Annotated in this window: 8 protein-coding genes; 2 read left to right on the top strand and 6 right to left on the bottom strand. The window is 46.9% G+C overall.

Features of this window, described 5'->3' with window-relative positions; translation table 11 throughout:
* Positions 1-51: 51 nt before the first annotated feature.
* The 5 genes from BMZ72_RS24550 to BMZ72_RS24530 all read right to left on the bottom strand — a co-directional run bounded on the left by BMZ72_RS24550 (position 52) and on the right by BMZ72_RS24530 (position 6711).
* Positions 52-531: a YdeI/OmpD-associated family protein gene (locus BMZ72_RS24550; RefSeq protein WP_089812322.1), complete on the bottom strand. Its 480-nt coding sequence runs from the start codon at positions 529-531 to the stop codon at positions 52-54.
* A gap of 4 nt (positions 532-535) precedes the next feature.
* Positions 536-1192, bottom strand: a complete 657-nt coding sequence (locus BMZ72_RS24545; RefSeq protein WP_089812321.1) for a hypothetical protein — start codon at positions 1190-1192, stop codon at positions 536-538.
* A gap of 5 nt (positions 1193-1197) precedes the next feature.
* Positions 1198-1695: an RNA polymerase sigma factor gene (locus BMZ72_RS24540; protein ID WP_089812320.1), complete on the bottom strand. Its 498-nt coding sequence runs from the start codon at positions 1693-1695 to the stop codon at positions 1198-1200.
* Between the two features lie 519 nt (positions 1696-2214).
* On the bottom strand, positions 2215-6279 hold the full coding sequence (locus BMZ72_RS24535) for a DEAD/DEAH box helicase (RefSeq protein WP_089812319.1): 4065 nt from the start codon (positions 6277-6279) through the stop codon (positions 2215-2217).
* Positions 6280-6297: 18 nt separating this feature from the next.
* Positions 6298-6711 carry a response regulator gene (locus BMZ72_RS24530; protein WP_089812318.1) on the bottom strand — a complete coding sequence of 138 codons (414 nt, stop codon included), beginning with the start codon at positions 6709-6711 and terminating at the stop codon, positions 6298-6300.
* A 158-nt stretch (positions 6712-6869) separates the two neighbouring features.
* Between BMZ72_RS24530 and BMZ72_RS24525 the strand changes: the two genes are divergently transcribed.
* Positions 6870-12977, top strand: a complete 6108-nt coding sequence (locus BMZ72_RS24525) for a HAMP domain-containing protein (protein ID WP_218155276.1) — start codon at positions 6870-6872, stop codon at positions 12975-12977.
* Positions 12978-12992: 15 nt separating this feature from the next.
* Entirely contained in the window at positions 12993-14285 is a 1293-nt protein-coding gene (locus BMZ72_RS24520) for a sensor histidine kinase (RefSeq protein ID WP_317043498.1), read from the top strand.
* A 68-nt stretch (positions 14286-14353) separates the two neighbouring features.
* Here the strand turns inward: BMZ72_RS24520 and BMZ72_RS24515 are convergent, their stop codons facing one another.
* Positions 14354-16777, bottom strand: coding sequence for a glycoside hydrolase family 3 N-terminal domain-containing protein (locus BMZ72_RS24515; RefSeq protein ID WP_089812316.1), 2424 nt, complete (start codon positions 16775-16777; stop codon positions 14354-14356).
* Positions 16778-17052: the final 275 nt, after the last annotated feature.

The raw sequence follows: 17052 nt of genomic DNA, 5'->3' as shown, positions 1-17052 counted from the left end.
GTTTCACTGGCAGTCCATTGAAGGTAAAGTTAAATCAAAGGAACCGAATTATTATTTCTCAGTCACCTTCTTTCCTGCCTCCAGTTTTTCGATCATGAGTGTAAGGCGGTTCTGCCTGGTTTCTTCCCTTTTTGCGGAGGTGATCCATACCATGTATTCCTTTCTGTCAGTGTAGGATAGCTGATTATAGAATACTTCCGCTTTGGGGTGTTTGGCAAACAGAGCGACTACTTCATCAGTGAGTAGTACTTCTCTGACTTCCAGGTCCTGTTCCAGTTCGACATGGATGGTGTCCCCCAGTTCTTTACCCAGTTGCCTGCGGATGACCTGGGTAATGCCCAGCCAGTGTTCAGGCATATTCATCTTTGTCAGACTACCGCGGTAGGTCACTTTACCATCAATCAGTGCTTTCACCTTTACCTGGCCTTTTACGCCAAACAGTTCCTGTACATCATAAGGAAACACGACATAGCCGGCATTCATACCGCCATGTTGTTGTATCACTGCATCAAAAGTTACTTTCCTGGACATGTGTTTATTCTTTTTCGTAGGCTTCAATTTCCTGCAAGAAGTGCTGGGCCTTTGTAAGCGCGGTCCATTCACTACTACCAAAGATAATCTTAAACCAGCGTTTATCGGCATTTTCGATCCTGGCATGCTGGTAGAACCAGATGGAGAGAGCTGAGAAAAGGAGGGTGATTGTCAGCTGAAACACCCACAGTCCGATGGTACCATTTTCAAACATACCTTTATTAAAATAGAAGGTTGTGTAAAAGGGTGCCGACAGCATGAGTATACGTACAATACTGATGGTGGAAAGCTGGAGGCGGACGAGTTTCTTCTGTGTGTCCAGTATATTGCTGTCATTGTCGATCTGTTGTATCAGCGCTACCTGTCGTATATATACAACGATGGCGGTGACGGTGATGACGATCACGGCCATGGCTGACAGGATGAAGAAGAGACTATAGGGTGTCATGTATGTGATGGCTAAAACGACCAGTATGGAGAGGAACAGCGACCAGATAATACCCAGGATCACCGCTACGATCTTGATCGCCTTTAGTGGCCGGAGTGCAGTTCTTGCTTTCTGGGTCTGTATTTCTGTGACCAGGCGATGATTCAGGGCCAGGGACTTTTCCAGCTTTTTATCGTAAGCAGCCCACATTTGTTTTAATAAGATGTCTTCCATTGTTGTCAGGTATGAATGGTGGAAAATTTGGTTTTTAGTTTGCCTTTGATGCGGTTGATCTTTGTGGCAATGTTGGTTTCTGTCAATCCAAGTATATCTGCTATTTCTTTATAGCTTTTTTCTTCCAGGTACAACAGCATGATGGCTCTGTCCAGTTCTGGCAATTCGTGGATGAAGCGTTGTAATAATTGCAGCTGTTCCACATCTGCTGTTTCTTCTGTAACGACGATGATATCGGCGGTGAGTTCATGAGCGCTGTTGCGCTGACTGTCTTTACGATAGAAGGAAATGGCCACATTCAGGGCTATTCTGTATAGCCAGGTGGAATATTTATACTGATCATTATACCGGTCAAACGATCGCCATAGCTGGAAGATGATCTCCTGTATGAGATCTTTTCTATCTTCTGTATGGTGGCAATAGGAATTGGCTATTTTATAGATAATTCCTTTATGCTGTTCGATGACCGACAGAAAGACTTTATCTTCTTTTGGAGGGGCCATATGATGTAATCATTAAGGTCATTTGAATAAACATTTACCTTATTATTCGCAGGAGGGAATGAAAAATCACATCAGGATATCAGTAATCCTGAAAGTAACAAAAATTGGGGATACAAGGGGGAGATTTCAGACGGTTTTCAGGTGCCTTTTATCGAAGGCAGGTGTTTCATAGGATAGCAGAAAATTATTACGAATGATTTTCATTGCATCGGCTCAAATGCCACGCCATAGCGGGATTCGAGCCGATGTAAAAAGGTGATTCATAGGATAAGTACACGCTAAAGATAATCAAATTTTGATATCAGGAAATTATTTCTTCTCTTTTTGAAATAATTAATATTAAAATGAAGAAAAATGCGTTGCGCGATAAAAAATGAAAGATTTCTATGTGATAATTTGTCAAATTTTAAAGATCAGATCATTCAATATCGATAGGAATACTATCAATATATTCTTCTTCTGTCATTGAAATAGATGTTAACAGTGTTTCCATTGCTGAAGTACTACGATCGACTTATACTATTTGTCTGCTTTTGCGATCAGGGATAATAATTCGTCAGTGGATAACTTACCACTGATATCGCTTCCTTCCAGGAGCCTGTCCGCGAGGTCTCTTTTACTGTTATGGAGTGCGATGATCTTTTCTTCGATGGTGTGTCTTGTCACCAGCCTGTATATTGTCACGGGTCTTGTCTGACCGATACGATATGCTCTGTCAGAGGCCTGTTCCTCGATAGCGGGATTCCACCATGGGTCCAGGTGAATGACATAGTCGGCGGCAGTCAGGTTCAGGCCAGTTCCTCCAGCTTTGAGGCTGATCAGGAACAGTGAACCGGCGCCTGCCTGGAATTCGTTCACCACTCTTTCCCTGACGGAGATCGGCGTGCTACCATCCAGGTAACAATAGGAGACATTCAGTTCGTCGAGGGCCAGCCTTACCAGGTCGAGGTGTTTTACATACTGGCTAAACACCAGTGCGCGGTGATTATTGTCGATCAGCTCTTTTACGATCTCGATAAATACGGCGAGTTTAGATGAAGGTATTCGTATTTCCGGATCTATCATCTGTGTATTACAGGCTGCCATACGCAGTTTCCCTATCTCTGTCAGCGTATTTAAATTATGCTTGCTGGTCTTGTCCTTACTATAGCGTTTGATATTCTCTACTGCTTTCAGGCGAAGCGCTTCATAGAAAGCGGCTTCTTCCGGCGACAGTGAGATCATTTTCACGATCTCTGTTTTCTCTGGTAATTCATCCAGCACGGCTGTTTTGGTACGGCGCAGCATAAATGGTGCGACGATCTTACGCAGGTGTTTGGTAACGGTGCTTTCCGCATTATAGATAACCGGTGTGGTAAACTGTTTATTGAAATATGGGAGGCTGCCGAGTAGTCCGGGATTGATAAAGTTGAAAAGGTTCCAGATCTCTGTCAGGTGGTTCTGTACCGGCGTACCGGTCAGTATCAGTCTGAAGCCTGCCTGTAAAGACATTGCTGCTTTGGAGGTTTTGGTCTGGTAGTTTTTGATGGTATGCGCTTCGTCCAATATAACAGTGTTCCATGGAATCACTGATAGCAATTCATCTTCAGATTGCAGGATACCATAGGTGATCAATACTACGTCAAATGGGGCCGCTGCTTTCAGCATAGCATGCCGTTTACTGCCGGTGATCTGTTTGACTTGTAAAGAAGGGGCGAATTTATACAGTTCGTTTACCCAGTTTGGTAATACAGATGCCGGACAAACTACCAGTGCAGGGCCTTCATGTGCTCTGTACAACAGCATGGCAATTGCCTGGATAGTTTTGCCGAGACCCATGTCATCAGCGAGACAGGCGCCTGCTCCCCAGGCGGCTAATCTGACCATCCAGCGAAAGCCTTCTTCCTGATAAGGACGCAATTGTGTTTGTAAGGTAGCCGGGACTTCCGCCTGTACTGTTTCAGCTACTGCCTGTCTGGCGCGCAGTGCTTTCCAGTGTTCGTCTGTTTCCACCTGACTGGCGCCATCCAGTAATTCGTCCAGCATGTGTGCCGTAAGCGGACGTATACGGAGTTCTTCGTGTTCTGCTATGGCGACACTGGCGAGTTCATTCAGCTGGCGGTAGAGTTTACCGGTCAGCGAGAGGAATTCTCCTTTACCTACTGTTACAAAACGGCTATTGCTGGCTTTTACAGCGTCCAGTAAATCTTTCAGTGACAGAACGGTGTCTTCATCTACTTTGAGGTCGCCGTTGGCGGCAAACCATTTACCATCTACTCTGCGGATGGTAAGACGGAGTTGCGCCTGTGGTTCGACCATACGTATCCGTAATTTTTGCCCTTCCGGCCATTCAGCGATGGCCAGTTCGGGGTGACGTTGTATGACTTCGAGCAGTTGCAGGCATTCCAGCGGATCTTCGAAGATGATTACGTCATCTTCTATTTCCTGTTTGACTGATTCCTGAATGAGTATAATGAGTTTTTCCAGATTGCTCTTCTCTGCATCGAGATCACGGGTGGCCTGACAACGTTCTCCATTTGTAACGCCGATCAGGTGTCGTGCGCCTTCTCCTGGTTTGCAGTAAGGGGGATCATTTACAAATGGTTTTACAAAGAAAGAAGCGCGCAATGCATCTCCGGTAGGTTGCAGCTGTACACGTATACGAGCGTCGCCAGCGCGTTGTCTGATATTTAATGCGGCTGTGTCATCCAGGTTTGAATGCACTGTCATATGAGCGCCTATATTGCGCAGGGCCTGCATCAGTTTATCTTTTCCTGTAGCAGGTACTGTTTCAATCTGTCTGAGTGTCTGTAATACGGTACGTTGCTGTTGTGTAAGCCTGATCACTTTCAGCCGGGTATCTGATTCTTTTATAAGTACAGTATCACTGATATAGTCATTGATATTGGTGCTGAATTCGTACCCGTTTCCTGTTTTATTGACAATGAGTTCCGGTTGTCCTTTGACAATCTCCACAGGAATTTCCGGAGCTTCCAGCATGAACAGATAGGGATGACCTGTTATTTCATGCCATACTCTTTCACCAAAAGCGTAGGCTTCGGTACCGTAGGTATGATAGTTTTCTTTGATGATCGCACCGGCAATCCTGGTGTCATGATCCGTCATCGCTTCTATCAAACCGTCCTTTAGTTTTTTTAGTTCCACGATCCTGCCTCTGCTCCATCCTGTATCTCCCTGTGTTTGTATAACGGGCTGTATTTCTGATTTCCGTATGTCGATCAGGTAAGCCAGTCTTGTAGCGGGTGGTGCTTTTTCTTTTTGTGGTTTGCCCGCTTCAGGAAGTATGAGTACGTTGAGCAGACGTTCCCAGTCCGCTACGGGCTGCATCCGCGAGAAGACGGGCTCTTTGCCAATGAAGGCAGCCAGTTCACGGAAAGTCTTTTCGTTATTCAGGTAAGCCTGATCACGGAACAGGTATAACAGTTCGTATGTGAGCAAACGGTATTTGCGTTGTATTCCGTGATATAAAACGACTTTAAGGAAAGGGCTATATTGTTTGAGCAGTTTACTTTTCGGATGATAAGCCTGCAGGCATATCAAAGCCAGGTAACTGAGCAGGTATTTTTCTGGTTGTTTTGATGTTGTTTCCAGTAATATCTGCAGGATGTGATCTGCTTTTTCTTTGCGTCCGCTATGAAAGTGTAACAGTGCAATGGCAGGAGTAATATCCTGGAAGAGTTTTTTGTCATATGCGGCTACTACCTTGTTGATCGTCGTATATGTTTTTTCTTCAGGCAGTATGGTCAGGGTATAGGTATACAGCAAAGCGAAGAGTGGCGATACCGGAATGGAATGTTTTTTATCCTGTTGCCGTTGCTGTTTGATGCCCTGTTCAAAGGCGGTGAATGCCTTGTCGGGCTGACCTTCGTAAAGGTGTACAACAGCCTGTGCATATACAGCATCTGTGCCGGTAATCTCCTCTCCTGTTTCTCCGGCCTGTAAGGTCACTTCTGCATGCGCCAATGCTGCCGGTTCGGTTCTGATCAATGCTGCGACCTGTACTTTTAATTGTTGTAATGCATCAGGCGTACTCATTGCCAGCAGATGCTGCCGGACTGCCGCATGGTAGATACTGGTAATACTCCCAGTATCGAACAAACGCAATAATCCTTCGTATTCGGGATAGTACAGCAGATAGCAGAGATAAGGAAAGTATTCAGCGAGTTCAAAACTGATCTTTCTGACCGGTTGCAGTAACAGGGAACGATCGCCGGTAAAGAAGGCGGTCAGTAGTTGCTGGAGTTCCTGCAAGCGGGCGCTGGTGCTGTAAAACGAATATGGTTTTGCGTGATCGAGCAGCCGGAGGTATTCCGGCTTTCTGATATTCTCCGGAAACAACAGGAAACCCAGTTCCGGTATCAGGGAATAATTGCCTGCCAGGTTGTATGTTCCCAGTCCTTTTTCCTTCAGTAATTCAAGGATATCCAGTATTCTGTCCTGTGGCATTTCCCTGACGCGGTTTACGGCATCGAGGAACGTATATCGTTCCAGGGGATAAAGATAGACGGACAGCACGTCTGCGACGATGCGGGCATCGGCGTCGAGTGATTGGTACTGTTCAGTGTAAAAGGAATGATTCACCATGGCTGGTGCAAGTTCCGATCATTCTTTGACAAAAGAAAGCATATACCTCGCAGTGGTCAGGAAAGAAGCGAGGTCATTAGGTTTTGTGATATAGTCTTTAACGCCCAGTTCAATGCTTTTCGCTTTGAAAACGGGAGACGTTGAGGTGCTCCAGATAATTTTCGGAATATCCATGAAGCGTCCCTGATCGTTCAGTTCTTTTACGACTTCTACACCGGTCAGTTCAGGAATATTATAATCAAGTATCATGAGTGCGGGTAAATCGCTTTCACCCATGGTGTCAAGATATTTCACGAATTTTCTGCCATTAGGGATGCACACCAGTTGCCAGGTGGGATCTATCTCCTCTATTGCATTTTCCAACAGCTCCTGGTCATCAATATCATCTTCCGCCAACAGGATCAGCCTCTTCGAATGGCCTGAAAGTTGCATCTGTAAAGTTGTTTTTTAATAAGAACAAATGTAATCACTTCAAACCACATAACACATAACATCTATATGCGATAGCCAAAAGAGCCGTAGAGATTGATAAACACAACTTAAAGAAATTTTTAACTTATACATATAAGTGTTTCGCTAACACCTTCACTATGAACACGCGGAGAAAAAATCCCGATAGTACTGCCCTGTCCAAGAAAGATGTGGAAAAGACTCCACAGACTTCCACAACTAAGCGCAGCAAAGAAACCAGGCAAGTATACACACCCGTAGCAGATGAGCTGGATTTGCGACAATTGTTGCAGGTCCTGCTGGACGTTAGAAGTGGCAATTTCTCCACAAGGATGTCAGCGGACAATATTGGTCTGAGTGGTAAGATCTGTGACACCCTCAATGAGATCATTTCCCTGAACGAAACTTTGGTGGAGGAACTAACCCTGGCGAGGAATACCATCGGAAAGATGGGACGTCTGAATCACCGTGTGGTGATGCCCCGTACGGCAAAGGGTTCCTGGGATACAGCGGTTGCTTCCATCAATACACTGATCTCTGATCTGGTTCATCCTACTATTGAAATAGCGCACGTAATCAGTTCCGTGGCGAAGGGGAACCTTTCGCAGGAAATGCCGTTGCAGATCGAAGATCACGTGTTGCAGGGAGAATTTGCCCGTATTGCAACAGAGGTGAACGGGATGGTGAAACAGCTGAACCTCTTCTCACGTGAGGTGACGCGTGTGGCACGTGAGGTGGGGTCGGAAGGTAAGCTGGGTGGACAGGCGAAAGTAAAAGATGTGGCCGGTGTGTGGAAAGACCTGACGGACTCCGTGAACCAGATGGCGGGTAACCTGACAGCGCAGGTGCGTAACATCGCAGATGTAACAACGGCAGTGGCAAAAGGGGACTTATCCAAGAAAATTACAGTAGATGTACAGGGAGAGATCCTTGAGCTGAAAGATACGATCAACACGATGGTGGATCAGCTGAACTCCTTCTCCTCCGAGGTGACCCGTGTGGCGCGTGAGGTGGGTACGGACGGTAAGCTGGGTGGCCAGGCAGAGGTTAAAGGTGTGGCAGGTACCTGGAAGGACCTGACCGACTCCGTTAACCAGATGGCGTCCAACCTGACAGGTCAGGTGCGAAATATCGCAGAGGTAACGACTGCGGTGGCACGAGGTGACCTGTCGCGTAAGATCACGGTGGATGTACGCGGAGAGATCCTGGAGCTGAAAAACACCATGAATACGATGGTGGACCAGCTGAACTCCTTCTCCGTAGAGGTGACGCGTGTGGCGCGTGAGGTAGGTTCTGAAGGTAAACTGGGTGGTCAGGCAACGGTAAAAGGTGTCGGTGGTGTGTGGAAAGACCTGACAGACTCCGTAAACCAGATGGCGGGTAACCTGACAGCGCAGGTACGTAACATCGCAGACGTAACAACGGCGGTGGCAAAAGGTGACCTGTCGCGTAAGATTACGGTGGATGTAAAAGGTGAGATCCTTGAATTGAAAAATACCATCAATACAATGGTGGACCAGCTGAACTCCTTCGCTTCCGAGGTAACCCGTGTGGCACTGGAGGTGGGTACGGAAGGTAAGCTGGGTGGTCAGGCGAAAGTGCAGGGTGTAGGTGGTACCTGGAAGGATCTGACGGATTCGGTGAACCAGATGGGATCTAACCTGACCGCACAGGTGCGAAACATCGCTGAGGTAACAACGGCGGTGGCGAATGGTGACCTGTCAAAGAAGATTACAGTAAACGTAGAGGGTGAGATCCTTGAACTGAAAAAGACCATCAATACGATGGTGGATCAGCTGAACTCCTTCGCTTCCGAGGTGACGCGTGTGGCGCTTGAGGTAGGTACAGAAGGTAAGCTGGGTGGTCAGGCAAAAGTGCAGGGTGTGGGGGGTACCTGGAAGGATCTGACGGAGTCGGTGAACCAGATGGGATCCAACCTGACAGCGCAGGTGCGTAATATCGCAGAGGTAACGACGGCGGTGGCGAAAGGAGACCTGTCGCGTAAGATCACGGTGGATGTAAAGGGAGAGATCCTGGAGTTGAAGAATACGATCAACACGATGGTGGATCAGCTGAACTCCTTCGGTTCGGAGGTGTTCCGTGTGGCGCGTGAGGTAGGTTCTGAGGGTAAACTGGGTGGACAGGCCGATGTACCGGGTGTGGAAGGTCTCTGGAAAGACCTGACCGACTCCGTGAACATCATGGCGTCCAACCTGACATCACAGGTACGTAACATCGCAGAGGTAACAACGGCGGTGGCAAATGGTGACCTGTCGCGTAAAATTGAAGTAGACGTTAAAGGAGAGATCCTTGAACTGAAAAATACCATCAACACAATGGTGGAACAGCTGCGTGCATTCGCATCTGAGGTAACCCGTGTGGCGCGTGAGGTGGGTACAGATGGTAAACTGGGGGGCCAGGCGTTCGTACCGGGCGTCGGTGGTACCTGGAAAGACCTGACGGATTCGGTGAACCAGATGGCGGGTAACCTGACAGCACAGGTGCGAAATATTGCGGATGTGGCGATTGCGGTGGCGAACGGAGACATGTCCCGTAAGATCACGGTGGACGTACGCGGAGAGATCCTGCAGCTGAAAGAAACGCTGAATACGATGGTGGACCAGCTGCGTGCATTCGCATCTGAGGTAACCCGTGTGGCCCGTGAGGTGGGAACCGACGGTAAACTGGGTGGTCAGGCCTTCGTACCGGGTGTAGCCGGTACCTGGAAGGATCTGACGGACTCCGTAAACCAGATGACGGGTAACCTGACATCACAGGTACGTAACATCGCTGAGGTAACGAAAGCGGTGGCATCGGGTGACCTTTCCAAGAAAGTAACGATCGACGTAAAAGGAGAAATCCTTGATCTGAAAAATACCATCAACACGATGGTGGACCAGCTGAACTCCTTCGCCTTTGAGGTAACCCGTGTGGCCCGTGAGGTAGGTACGGAAGGTAAGCTGGGTGGTCAGGCGGAAGTACAGGGTGTGGGTGGTACCTGGAAAGACCTGACAGACTCTGTGAACATGATGGCATCCAACCTGACGAACCAGGTGCGTGGTATCGCGAAAGTAGTAACTGCCGTGGCGACAGGTAATCTGAAACAGAAACTCTCCATCGTGTCGCGCGGTGAGGTTGCACAGCTGACAGAGACCATCAACGAAATGATCGATACACTGGCGTTGTTTGCCGACCAGGTAACAACGGTGGCCCGTGAGGTGGGTGTGGAAGGTCGATTGGGTGGTCAGGCGAGTGTGCCAGGTGCATCCGGTATCTGGAAAAACCTGACGGAGAACGTGAACCAGCTGGCAGAGAACCTTACCACACAGGTACGTGCGATCTCGGCGGTGGCTTCGGCGGTAACGAAGGGTGATCTGACCCAGATGATCCGTGTGGAAGCGAAAGGTGAGGTAGAAGAGCTGAAAGATACCATCAACCAGATGATCGCCAACCTGAAACAGACAACCCTGCGTAACCAGGAACAGGACTGGTTGAAATCCAACCTGGCTAAATTCACGCAGATGCTGCAGGGACAGAAAGACCTGAATACGGTAACCCGTCGTATCCTGTCTGAGCTGGCCCAGGTGGTAAATGCACAGAAAGGTATGTTCTATATCCTGGAACAGGAAGAGAACCTGCTGAATCCAAAACTGAAATTATTTGCAGCATATGCATACGGCAACGAGGTCAGCGTATCCCGCGAGTTTGCACTCGGACAGGGGCTCGTAGGTCAGTGTGCTGTAGAGAAAGAACGTATCCTGCTGACCAACGTACCGTCTAATTATATTAAGATCAGCTCCGGACTGGGTGAAGCTACGCCGGTGAACCTGATCGTACTGCCGGTATTGTTTGAGCAGGAGATCAAAGCGGTGATAGAACTGGCTTCCTTTGATACCTTCAGTCAGACGCACTTAGACTTCCTGAGCCAGTTGACCGAAAGTATCGGTATCGTACTGAACACGATCGAGGCGAACTCCAGAACAGAAGATCTGCTGGAACAGTCACAGTCACTGGCGGATGAGCTGAGAAGAACGAACGAGGAACTCCAGGATAAGGCGCACCTGCTGGTGAAACAGAAGGATGAAGTGGAAGAGAAGAACAAAGAGGTGGAAGAAGCAAGAAGATCACTGGAGGAAAAAGCCGAACAGTTACAGCTGACATCGAAATATAAATCAGAGTTCCTGGCAAATATGTCACATGAGTTACGTACGCCATTGAACTCATTACTGATATTGGCGCAACAGCTGTATGAAAACCATGATGGTAACCTGAATGAAAAACAGGTGCGTTATGCGAAGACCATCCATAGTTGTGGTGATGACCTTATTCAGCTGATCAATGACATTCTCGACCTGTCGAAGATCGAGTCTGGCTATATCTCTACGGACTTTATCAAAGTACGTTTCAACGAAGTGGTATCTTTTGTGGAAACTACGTTCAAACATATCTCTGAGAGTAAGAGTCTGCGCTTCCGTATTGAAATGGATGAACAGCTGCCACAGTCGCTGGAAACAGACGTACAGCGTCTCAACCAGATCCTGAAAAACCTGTTGTCGAATGCGTTCAAATTCACAGAAAAAGGGGAAGTAAAACTCCGCATCTATGAAGCGAAACGTAACTGGCGACTGATGAACGGTAGCCTTGACAGCGCGGACAGAGTGGTCGCGTTTGAGATCAGGGATACGGGTATCGGTATTTCAAAAGACAAACAGAATATCATTTTCGAAGCATTCCAGCAGGCGGAGGGTTCTACCAGCCGTAAGTATGGTGGTACTGGTCTGGGGCTGTCTATCAGCCGTGGTCTGGCAGACCTCCTGGGTGGTTCTATCGAACTGGAAAGCGAAGTTGGAAGAGGCAGTATATTCACTTTGTTCCTGCCATTGCAGTATAATCCGGCTGCTATCAAACGTGAAAAACAAAGTAGCCTGACTGTAGGACAATACCAGTTACCAGAGAGCTATGAAACCAGTCTTGTACAGCCTGTCGTACAGACGAAGCTTCCTGAAACACTGGAAGGGCTGAATGAGATCATCAACGAAATAGGTGACGACAGAACACATATCATTGAATCAGACAAGGTCGTACTGATCGTAGAAGACGATGTGCGTTTTGCCAAGATCATGCTGGAGAAGGCCCATGAGATGGGATTGAAAGTAGTGGTAGCGACCAGCTTCGGCGATGTATTCGATCTGACGAACAAGTATAACCCGATCGCAGTTACACTGGACGTGAAATTGCCGGATGCCAGTGGATGGAGGGTGCTTGACCTGTTCAAAAATGATATTAACTTAAGACATATTCCGATTCACCTGATATCCGGAGAAGAGAACCGTTTACTGGCTATGCATCGTGGTGCGAGAAGTTTCAATCTGAAGCCATTAAAAGCAGAAGCGCTGAACATATTGTTCACCAGTATCATGGAGCATGATAGTCGTAAGACGAAGAAGGTGCTTGTCGTAGAGGACAATGAACCGGATGCATCACAGATTGCCCGTATCCTGGACAATGGTGAGTTAATCGAAATGGACTTTGTAGAAAATGGGAAGGCGGCTATTGACAAGGTGAATAGTACGTTATATGATTGTATCATTGCGGACTATATGTTGCCCGATATTGATGGCGCTGAGTTTGTGGCGAACATGAATACAGTCAACAGGCATAATGCTACGCCGGTGATTGTATATTCAGCGAAGGACTTTACAAACAATGAGCGGTCGAAACTGAAACAGTATGCCAATAAAATACTGCTGAAAGGCGTTAACTCATTGGACCTGTTGCTGGAAGAGACGATCATGCAGTTGCATATCAATCACCAGTTCCTGGCACCAGAGAAGAAGAAACTCATTGAAGATCTGCGTTCACAGAAAGACGTATTGATCCATAAAAATGTGCTGGTAGTCGATGATGACGTACGTAATCTGTTTGCACTGACCACTGCCTTTGAGCGTTTCCATATCAATACCATCACAGCGGAAAGTGGCAAAGAGGCCATGAATATCCTGAGTGAAAATAGTGATATCGATATTGTGCTGATGGATATTATGATGCCGGAGATGGATGGTTATGAGACGATGCAGAAGATCAGAAGGGAGCATAAGAACAGTGCATTGCCTATTATTGCAGTTACGGCCAAGGCGATGAAGGGTGACAGAGAGAAGTGTCTGGAAGCCGGTGCTTCAGATTATATTACAAAACCGTTAAAAATAGATCAGTTATTATCGTTGATGCGGGTATGGTTGTATAGATAGTAATAGCGTATTCATTTGAAAAATCAGACAGTTTTGCACGAACAGGACTTAATAAAAATATTAGTTGTTGACGACCGGTTGGATAATTTGATGTCGATTGAATCCATCCTGGAAAGGGAGAGCTATACGATTGTGAAAGCCAACTCGGGCAGGGCTGCATTGAAGATTCTGTTGAAGGAGTTTGATTTTTCATTGATACTGATGGATGTGCAGATGCCTGATATGAACGGCTTTGAAACTGCAGCTCTGATCTATCAGCGGGATAAACTGAAAGAAATTCCGATCATCTTTATCACGGCACATAGTCATGAGGAAGAGGCGATCTTTAAGGGATATAAAGTGGGGGCTGTGGACTTTATCTACAAGCCGATCAACCCTGAACTGTTGCGGGTAAAGGTAGGTTTGTTCGTTGAGCTGTACCGTAAAACACAGTCGCTCATTGCACAGGAACAGAAGCTGTTGAATACGAATGCTTCCCTGCAACGGGAAATTGAAGAAAAAGAAGCCTCTGAGTTAAAGGTGCGTGAATTGAACAGGCAATTGTTACAGAATAACATTCACCTGAAAGCGGTCAATGAAGAGCTGGACAGGTTTGCCTATATCGCTTCGCATGACCTTCAGGAACCTTTGCGTAAGATCAGGGTGTTCAGTGATATGATCCTTCAGAAGAAGAGCAGTGCGGGCGACGTTGATAAATATGTGCAGAAGATCACCAATGCAACGATCCGTATGCAACAGCTGGTGAGCGATCTGTTACGTTTTTCCCGTCACTCTATTCAGGGAGGCGACTTTACAGTATGTGACCTGAATGACCTGGTGCGCGATGCACTGACAGAACTGGAGATCAAAGTACAGCAGTCCAGTGCCAATATAAAGATCGAGAAACTACCTTCTATACAGGTAATACCGACTCTGATGCGGCAGGTGTTTTACAACCTGATCAGCAATGCGCTGAAGTTTCGTAAGAAAGAGGTTTCACCGGAGGTGCGCATTTATGCAGAGCTGGTCGCTTCTCCTGATCCACATCTGCGTGAAAGACCGGATGGTAATTATTACAAGATCTTTGTCGTTGATAATGGTATTGGTTTTGAGAGTCAGTATGTCGAAGATATATTCGTTGTGTTTAAGCGATTGCACAGCTATCATGAGATAGAAGGAACGGGTATCGGCTTGTCTATCTGTAAAAAGATCATGGAGCAGCACAATGGTTTTATTACCGCTATGAGTGAGATTGATAATGGTGCGACGTTTATTATCGGGATACCGGAGAAGCAGATGTTGCCCGTGAATATGAGTTTGATGGAGTAATATCTTTATAAATAAGAAAGACCGCCAACTATTTGCTGGCGGCCTTTCTTATTTTATAACAATCCAGTTTAGTATTTACATACCACCTGTTGTTTCACTTCAAATTTTCCATTCAAACGGATATCTTCAGAAGAAGCTCCTACCATCATAGTGAATGTACCTGGTTCTACTACCCATTTCATATCAACATTCAGCAGTCTGAGATCATCGGGGGAGAGTTCGAATTTAATTTCTTTTTGTTCGCCTGGTGCCAGGTGTATACGCTGGAATTTCTTCAGCTGTTTTACAGCAGTCACTACAGAGCTGGCATCGTCACGAATATAGAGCTGTGCGACTTCATCGCCTGCTACAGTACTGGTGTTTTTCAGTTTGAAACTCACCGTTACTTTCAGGGTGTTGCCAGTAGCCTGTACATCTGACTGCAGGTCTTTGTATTCAAAGCTGGCGTAACTCAGACCGTGACCGAAGCTATAAAGTGGTTTAGCATCCATTTCAACATAATCGTGTCTTGCGGCGCTTTTGTAGTTATAGTAAACCGGCAGCTGACCCACAGATTTAGGAATGGATACCGGTAAGCGGCCGGCAGGATTGTAATCGCCGAAGAGTACATCCGCGACAGCGTTACCACCTTCCTGACCAGGATACCACGCATTTACGATTGCAGGTACGTTTTTAGCCGCCCAGTTGATATTGAGTGGACGTCCTTCGATCAGTACCAGTACAACTGGTTTACCAGTCGCTACGATGCTTTCCAGCAACTTTGACTGTAAGCCCATCAGATCCAGGCTCACCCTGTCATAACCCTCACCGCTTTCCATATCGCTTACGGCTACTTCAGCAGCTTTTACTTCTGCGGCACCTGTGCTCTGGAAAGTTGTTTCGAAGTCACGTGCGCTGGAACCACCGAGTACGATCACGACTGCATCTGCCTGTTTAGCGGCAGCTACAGCGGCACTGATATTGGAGTGTGCCGTGTCACGGATAGCGCAACCTTTTACATAGGTTACTTTGGTATCAGGAGATACTTTAGCCTTGATACCTTCCAGTACGGTCACTATTTTTTCCTGTGGCTGCGGAGCGGTATAATCACCCAGCTGGTTATAGATATTGTCTGCGTTAGGCCCTATTACAGCCAGATTTTTGATCGTTTTTTGGAGTGGGAGCAGACTGTTATCATTTTTCATCAGCACGATAGATTCAGCTGCCACACGTTTGGATAATGCCCTGTTAGCTGCTGTACCTACGGTTTTCTCTGCTACATCAACATCTACATATGGATTCTCGAAGAGCCCCATGGTGAATTTCAGTCTGAGTACATGTGCTACTGCCGTATCCAGGGTTGCCATTGTAACTTTCTTATTATTCACTGCTTTGATCAGCGCATCACCATATGCTTCGCCACCCAGATCAGCATCCAATCCGGCGTTAATGGCCAGCGTAGCAGCTTCTTCCATCGTTGCGGCTACATGGTGTGTAGAACGTACACCTGGAATGCCACCGAGGTCAGATACAGAGAAACCCCTGAAGCCCCATTGTTTTACCAGTACATCTTTCAACAGGAAGCTGTTGGAACTACATGGTATACCATCAATAGAGTTATAAGAAGCCATAATGGAGAGTGCACCGGCCTTCACTGCTGCCTGGAATGGAGGCAGGTAGGAAGAATACAGGTCTCGCAGACCTGTCAGCGCAATACCACCATTGTGACCACCTTCCGGAGAGCCATAAGCCGTGAAGTGTTTCAGCGTAGAAATGACGTTGCTGCCACTACCGATACTATTACCCTGGAAACCTTTTACCATAGAGATACCCATCTGACTGATCAGGTATGGGTCTTCCCCGTAAGTTTCTTCCAGTCTGGACCAGCGTGGTTCACGTACAAGGTCCAGCACAGGGCCATAACCGATGTGGGCGCCCTGTACACGTGCTTCTTTCGCAATGGCACCTGCCATTTCCTGAATGAGGGCAGGGTCCCAGGTGCTGGCCTGACCGATAGATGTGGAAAAAACGGTCGTTCCGATCGCCATATGTCCATGCGGACATTCTTCCGCCAGCAGCAATGGAATGCCCAGGCGGGTATTTTCCATCATGTACTTTTGCAGGGCATTGGTAGCGATAGCGGCCTGTTTAGGCGACAAGCCGGTAACTAATGTCTTTTGTGTCCATGGATCGGCCCTCAGCGTAGCCCAGAAGCTACCGATATACCTTTTGGACATTACAGATTTAAACTTGTCACTGACGCCTGCAGAGTCGCCTTTTTTGTCATACATCTCCCATCCCAGCAAGGTACAGAGCTGGCCTACCTTTTCTTCCAGTGTCATTCTTTTCAGGAGATCTTTCACCCTGGCATCAACTGGTGCGGATGCATTTTTGTAGACAACTGAAGTAGTGGAGGTCTTTTTGACCTGCGCGAAGGCTTGAGTGCCAAGACCGAGCATTGCAATACAAAGCATGAAATGGCTACGGTTACCGGCGAATTTTTTCATTTTCATTGGACCTGTTGATAAGATTCTATTATGTTGAGTTAATTGACAATCATTCAATTAATCAGGTTGTAAGTAAAAATAACAAGTAGGGCGGGGAATTTCAGAATAATTTTCAATCCGCAAATTTTTTGGGGTGAAAAAGACACTTAATCTCCACATATTTTGCGGCGAATAATCTGCTGTTCATTATGATAAACGAACGTGATTACCCTAAACCGCCCCTTCGATAATTTATACAACATTTGAAGGCATATGGCAATTGCCGCCCCGCTTACGCATAA

Source organism: Chitinophaga sp. YR627 (genome assembly GCF_900114995.1).
In the GTDB taxonomy this organism is placed as follows: Bacteria; Bacteroidota; Bacteroidia; order Chitinophagales; family Chitinophagaceae; genus Chitinophaga.
This window is presented reverse-complemented; position numbering and strand designations above follow the sequence as displayed.

Excerpts from the sequence above, each read along its gene's own strand:
- BMZ72_RS24550 (WP_089812322.1), bottom strand. The coding sequence starts at position 531 with ATGTCCAGGAAAGTAACTTTTGATGCAGTGATACAACAACATGGCGGT.
- BMZ72_RS24540 (WP_089812320.1), bottom strand. The coding sequence starts at position 1,695 with ATGGCCCCTCCAAAAGAAGATAAAGTCTTTCTGTCGGTCATCGAACAG.
- BMZ72_RS24535 (WP_089812319.1), bottom strand. The coding sequence starts at position 6,279 with ATGGTGAATCATTCCTTTTACACTGAACAGTACCAATCACTCGACGCC.
- BMZ72_RS24525 (WP_218155276.1), top strand. The coding sequence starts at position 6,870 with ATGAACACGCGGAGAAAAAATCCCGATAGTACTGCCCTGTCCAAGAAA.
- BMZ72_RS24515 (WP_089812316.1), bottom strand. The coding sequence starts at position 16,777 with ATGAAAATGAAAAAATTCGCCGGTAACCGTAGCCATTTCATGCTTTGT.
- BMZ72_RS24530 (WP_089812318.1), bottom strand. The coding sequence starts at position 6,711 with ATGCAACTTTCAGGCCATTCGAAGAGGCTGATCCTGTTGGCGGAAGAT.
- BMZ72_RS24545 (WP_089812321.1), bottom strand. The coding sequence starts at position 1,192 with ATGGAAGACATCTTATTAAAACAAATGTGGGCTGCTTACGATAAAAAG.